This is a genomic window from Streptococcus sp. GMD4S, from assembly GCF_000296955.1.
The window spans coordinates 1-6,160 of record NZ_AJRE01000452.1; the positions used below are offsets into that span (position 1 = coordinate 1).

General features: G+C 33.1%; 5 protein-coding genes and 2 pseudogenes. All 7 read left to right on the plus strand.

All coding sequences use genetic code 11. The annotated features are described in order from the left end of the window. A partial coding sequence (rlmD, locus tag GMD4S_RS11290) for a 23S rRNA (uracil(1939)-C(5))-methyltransferase RlmD (RefSeq protein WP_000563458.1) occupies window positions 1–857 on the plus strand: 857 nt, incomplete at its 5' end. 265 nt (window positions 858–1,122) lie between these two features. Next, window positions 1,123–2,046, plus strand: a complete 924-nt coding sequence (locus tag GMD4S_RS11295) for a recombinase family protein (protein ID WP_001133496.1) — start codon at window positions 1,123–1,125, stop codon at window positions 2,044–2,046. 38 nt (window positions 2,047–2,084) lie between these two features. Next, a complete protein-coding gene (locus tag GMD4S_RS11300) occupies window positions 2,085–4,367 on the plus strand; it encodes a protein kinase domain-containing protein (RefSeq protein WP_001118805.1) in 2,283 nt (760 codons plus the stop codon). A gap of 449 nt (window positions 4,368–4,816) precedes the next feature. Next, window positions 4,817–5,227 (plus strand): hypothetical protein, encoded by a 411-nt coding sequence (locus GMD4S_RS11305; RefSeq protein ID WP_000389611.1) that lies wholly within the window; start codon window positions 4,817–4,819, stop codon window positions 5,225–5,227. Window positions 5,228–5,239: 12 nt separating this feature from the next. Then, window positions 5,240–5,461, plus strand: a pseudogene (locus GMD4S_RS14025) (CPBP family intramembrane glutamic endopeptidase); the annotation flags it as partial. A gap of 3 nt (window positions 5,462–5,464) precedes the next feature. Continuing rightward, window positions 5,465–5,659 (plus strand): hypothetical protein, encoded by a 195-nt coding sequence (locus GMD4S_RS11310; protein ID WP_000232313.1) that lies wholly within the window; start codon window positions 5,465–5,467, stop codon window positions 5,657–5,659. 306 nt (window positions 5,660–5,965) lie between these two features. Beyond that, window positions 5,966–6,160: pseudogene (locus GMD4S_RS13180) on the plus strand (CPBP family intramembrane glutamic endopeptidase); the annotation flags it as partial.

Here is a 6,160-nt window from a genome sequence, read left to right on the forward strand (position 1 = left end):
TCATAGTAGCCCTTCGAGATTTGCTTCGTCGTTTTGATTTAAAACCTTATGACGAAAAGGAACAGTCTGGCTTGATTCGAAATCTTGTAGTGCGACGTGGGCACTATTCAGGACAAATCATGGTCATTTTAGTAACAACTCGTCCGAAAGTTTTCCGAGTGGAGCAATTGATTGAACACCTTATCAAGCAGTTCCCAGAGATCGTGTCTGTCATGCAAAATATCAACGACCAGAATACCAATGCGATTTTTGGCAAGGAGTGGAAAACTCTTTATGGTCAAGACTATATTATCGACCAGATGTTGGGAAATGACTACCAAATCGCTGGGCCAGCTTTTTATCAAGTAAATACTGAAATGGCAGAGAAACTTTATCAAACAGCTATTGATTTTGCAGGATTAAAAGCAGATGATGTGGTGATCGACGCCTACTCAGGGATTGGAACGATTGGCCTCTCTGTTGCGAAACATGTTAAGGAAGTCTATGGAGTTGAGGTCATCCCAGAAGCAGTTGAGAATAGCCAGAAGAATGCTGCATTAAACAATATCACAAATGCCCACTATGTCTGCGACACAGCTGAAAATGCCATGAGGAATTGGCTCAAGGAAGGTATCCAACCAACCGTTATCTTGGTTGACCCACCACGCAAGGGATTGACCGAGAGCTTTATCAAAGCAAGCGCTCAAACAGGAGCAGACCGTATTGCCTATATCTCCTGCAATGTTGCAACCATGGCGCGTGATATCAAACTCTACCAAGAGTTAGGATATGAACTGAAGAAAGTCCAGCCGGTTGATTTATTTCCGCAAACGCATCATGTGGAGACGGTAGTATTGATGTCAAGGATTGAAAAATAAGAGTGTGAAAACCTCTTGATTTCAGAGTGTTTGTGGAATTTGGAATTCTATTTTATGATGCCAATAATCCTGTCAAACGCCCTAAAATCAAGGGCTTGGGAACATATCCATGAGGATAGTTGAGTGGACAGAATAGATATGGGGTAGGTTGAGTTGATAAGATTACTATTCCAAGGGTGAGTTGATATGATGATTAAATAGACTAATCACCATTGATAAATTCTAATCATATGTTGATTAGACAAGTGCAGGTAGGTGAGAAAACATGCCGAATAATTCAAACGTTTATTATATTCCCCCGAAGCCAAAAAGGGAAAAGCGTGTCGGGATTTATTGTCGTGTAAGTACAAATAGCATGGATCACCTTCAAAGCCTGACTGCTCAAATATCGCATTTGACCAGATTGATTGCCTCAATGCTGCAATGGGTTTTAGCTGACGTTTATATAGACATTGCTACAAGTAAAACAGGTTCATCCAGAAAAGAGTTCAATCAGATACTTGACAATTGCCGTTCAAGAAAGCTGGATATAGTTATAACGAAAAATATTAGTAGATTCGGCAGAGATACGGTTGAAATATTAGATGCTCTTAATCAATTAAAAACGCTTGGTGTTCATGTAATGTTTGAGCAGGAAGAATTGGATACTGAAAATACAGACAGTGACTTGATGATAGCAATTGTTGAAGCACTTGCACAAGGTGAAAACGAGTCAAGAAGTGAAAATATAAAATGGGGAATTAAGCAGCGTGCAGCACAGGGGACTTCGAAACTCTATGATAGAAAGTGTTATGGTTACAAACATGATGCTGATGGAAAGCTGGTTATTGATGAAGAACAGGCTAAAAATGTTAGGCTGATATTTGATTTATATCTCAGCGGTCAAAGTATTTTAGGCATTATCAGGGAACTCGAAAAAAGAAAGATTCTCTCTCCAACCGGAAAAGAGAAATGGTGTAAGAGAACGATTGATGTTATGCTGAGTAATGAGAAGTATACTGGTGATGTTAAACTTTTTAAATCAGGAAAAAGCGATGTTCAGTATATGGCATCAGAAAACAACCCTGCGATAATTTCAAAGGAAACTTTTGAGGCAGTGCAGATTGAGAAAGGTCGGAGGAGTAGTATTGTGAAAGAGGAAAATGGTAGTAAGAGGAAAAACGAAAAGTATAGTTCTAAAGAGAAGTAATATATAGATTATTTGGTACGGTTAAGGAGAGTTTGTATATGGCAAAACAAAAAAGCTGGAATAATTATTATGAAATCATTGATGAATTAGGAGAAGGCGGAAATGCAAAAGTCTATCGTGTAAAATGTAAAGAAGATAATGAAGAATATGCTTTAAAAGTTTTAGTTGTTGGGGGAAAAGAGAAACACAGTCGTTTTGTTAATGAAATAAACACCATAAAAGATAATTATCAAATAATAGAGGGAATTATTCCTATCTATAGATTTTCTGTTGAAGAATATTGGTATACAATGCCTATTGCAATATCTGCAGTAGATTATATACTTGAAAATAAATTAGATATTGAAGAAATTGTTAAGGGAATAATTTCTTTAAGTGAAACTTTAGAAAAGCTACATGAAAAAGATATTTGTCATCGTGATATAAAGCCTTCTAATATTTATTATTACAATAACAGATTTGCATTTGGTGATTTTGGATTAGTTGATTTTCCAAATAATACAGATGACTTTACTAAATCTGATAAAGGGCTTGGAGCAATTTTTACTATTGCACCAGAAATGAAGCGAAATCCTAAAAAAGCAGATAGTAAAAAAGCAGATGCTTTTTCGTTAGCAAAAACAATGTGGATGTTTTTAACTAATAATGAAAAAGGATTTGATGGGGTATATAATTATTTAGATCCTAGCCATAGTTTACGCTATTTGGAGCAATATAAAAACACCCATCTTGTAGAAATAGATGAACTTCTCAAAGATTCTACTGATAATAATCCAGATGTTCGTCCAACAATTGAGGAATTTAAGGAAAGATTAATTAATTGGATTGGTGTATATTCTGACATAGATAAATCTCAAGCCAGTGACTGGAATTTCCTAAATAAACAGTTATTTGGACTCAATCCTCCAGAATCATCATCATGGAGGAATATTAATAAAATTGTGGAGATTCTAAATATTATTGGTAAAACACCTGCATATAATCATATGCTTTTTCATGATAAAGGTGGATTGGACTTTTCTTTTGCAGAAATAGCAGATGAAGAGAACTGTATAAAATTGTATGATACATCAGGTTTTTGTTATATAGTAAGACCAAAAATATTATATTTTGAAGGGTTCAATGAAAATTACAGGTGGAATTATTTTCTGTTGGAATTTGACAAATTATCTCCTATTCTTAGCGCAGAAGACGATTGTGATAATGAACATTTAGTTGAGGATTATCCTGCCCATTATGTTTCGGCTCAGTATGCACAATACGGTGTTTATGATTATGAAACAGCAATTCCTTTGCCCAAAGGATTTCAAACAGTATACCGTTATATTAGGGGAAAATTCTTAATTGTATTAAAAAATGGACCGTACAATGGAATAAATGGAACATATGATGGAAGACATGGTGATTGCAGTGCTAGTGAATTTAGAAATTATATCGAATGGCTGTTAAATCTTTATTCAAAATTATATCAGTATATAAAGAGTAATGATGAGTTTAAGGGTTTACCGGATGAAGAAATAGAAGATAGAATATTAAATTTGGGAGAATTTAATAAAAATCCGTTTAAAAAAGATTTGTTTAAGGAATACGATGTATCTAATAGAAAGAAAAAATATTCAGAGCGTAAAAAAAGCAAAGATTATATAAAACAAAATTTTATGAATTGGGACTTTTGCGATATGCTCCAAATTTGTCCATTGACGAATTCCGCGACTATAAAATTTGTCTTTGAATTTTTACCTTCGGGAAATGAAATTTCTTTAGGACTATTTGAAGAAATGAATTATTATATTTGTACAGATGGACACATTAAAAAAATGAATCCATATTCAGATGAGAAATGTTTTTGTCTTTATGATAGAAAAGCAACTATTGATTTAGAATATAATCTTGAAAAAAGAGTTTCCGAAATTCTTAAACAAAATGGTTTGGCAGAGCTAGAATACGAAACATATTTTTCGGTGAGAGCAATTAGATGCGGAAAACCCATACATTTGTTTACTAAGCAGGAAATTGAGGTGGCTATGAGATATGCAGATGATAGGTTAGATAATCAGCTTGTAATTGATGAAAATGGATATGCAAAAGTAATAGAAAGAGATGAAGGTTCTTATTTATATCCAGTGAGACATGAATTATGGTGTTCAGGTAATATGTATGTAGGTAAATATTCAAGCTTATCTACATTAGAAGATGATTATATTTCATCATTGCAGGGATGGCTATTATATTTAAAAACAGGAAGACCTCAGTATATGGATTATGTACATGATAATCGTAATGAAAAAGATTTAATACAAGAAATTATGACCTATTATTAAATTTTAATATTTAGCTGATATAACATCATAATAGCCTAATTAAAAAAGAAAGGATGATAAGACAAAATAGTTACAAAAGCCTTAAACATCAAGTAATATAATAGTTGTGGATATGTTTGGAAATAGCCTAACTATTACATGTTAAGTGCGTGGTATTGATGTCAAAAGTACAAAAGTGAAAGGTTAGAAAAAACTTAAAATCAAAGAAATCTAGGAATTGAAGCATATGATTTTGATTTTAGGATTCTTCTTGTTAATGATTTATGAGAAGTCATCCAGCCAAAAATTGTAGTATGCTTGAGTTACAAAATGTAAATGGGTGTATACATTCTGCCACAGCAGCTGCACTTAATCATGAACTTGTAACAAAGTTTGCTAAAGAGTTTATGAGATTATATAATGGGATTTATTTTCAAGTAAAGAGAGATTAGAATTTGTAGTGGTGGTTTATGGAAGATAAAAAAAATTCAACTCGGAAAGTTATATTAGGAAGTTTTTTGGCGATTTCTTGCTTAGCAGTATCACAGGGGATAGCATTAGGAGTAGGTACATTTATTGCAAAAATTGGTATTCCTGTATGGATTGCAAATATTATATCAGCACTTATGTATATATCGGTTTTCCTTTTAGGGATGAAGATACTTACAAAAAGACTATTAAGAGGAAGTTTATCCATCTACAGGATAACACCAGTCAGATTGCATTTTAAATATTTCATACTTGCATTTACTATGACTGGCTTTGTTATAGCCTGCTTAATACTATCGGGAGGGATTTTTACAGCAGGAAATGGAGAACATAAATTGGAAATCATAACATCTTCCTTGTTGTTTTACGGACTAGCTACGGGCATTGTTTAGGAAAGTGTCTTTAGAGGGGTAATTCTAAGCATATTTGAGGAAAGATGGAACCGCTCGATAGCAATATTTCTACCATCAATAGTATTTGGAATTTTGCATATAGTAGGCAGTGATTTAGATCTAATTAGTATAGTTCAGTTGATAATTGCTGGTACATTGGTTGGTATATTATTCTCCCTAATTGCAATTGAGAGCAATATTATTTGGAATAGTGCAATTGTCCATGGTATCTGAAATATGGTTTTTGTTGGCAATATTATTCATTTCGGAACAAAAAGTGAGGGTGATTCTATCTATAATTTCGTATTGTCTTCAGGAAATAGATGGATTACAGGTGGCGATTTTGGATTAGAAGCATCTATTTTTGCAATTATCGCTTATACCATTTTTGCACTTTTGGTTTTTATATGGATTATGAGAAAACATAAATGATATAAATCCCAGTTTGCCGAAGTAATACCTTTTAACGATAACTTTATGATATCGTTAAAAGGTTTATAGATATGTTTCCATATACAGACAAGACTACATGGAATACTTAGTGTTCACTCGTGCTACGTGGAGTGTGTAAGTTTGCTTGTAAAAGTCTAGAATTCTTGGAATGAATCAATAATGAAAAGCCTTGATTGTAAGGCTTTTTTTGCATTTTTGTGATAAAATATAGTTAGTTATAAATCGAGAGCAACTAAGAAGCAGTAAAAATATTATTCATAAAATAATCAAGATAAGGGCGATAAAATGACAGAAATTGACAAAAAGAATTTAAAAAATTATCTTTGTTTTACATTTGGAATTACTTATATATCTTGGGGGCTTCTTGCCATATTTACACAATCTTATATTTGGGGATTAGAGACATTTATAGGAAGAATATTACATATAGTTGGTGCACTTGGACCAGCTATTGCAAGTGGCTTTTATTTAAAAAGTAAT

Bases quoted from the DNA above. Each gene is read 5' to 3' on its own strand.
- GMD4S_RS11295 (WP_001133496.1), top strand. From the start codon at position 1,123: ATGCCGAATAATTCAAACGTTTATTATATTCCCCCGAAGCCAAAAAGG.
- GMD4S_RS11305 (WP_000389611.1), top strand. From the start codon at position 4,817: ATGGAAGATAAAAAAAATTCAACTCGGAAAGTTATATTAGGAAGTTTT.
- GMD4S_RS11310 (WP_000232313.1), top strand. From the start codon at position 5,465: ATGGTTTTTGTTGGCAATATTATTCATTTCGGAACAAAAAGTGAGGGT.
- GMD4S_RS11300 (WP_001118805.1), top strand. From the start codon at position 2,085: ATGGCAAAACAAAAAAGCTGGAATAATTATTATGAAATCATTGATGAA.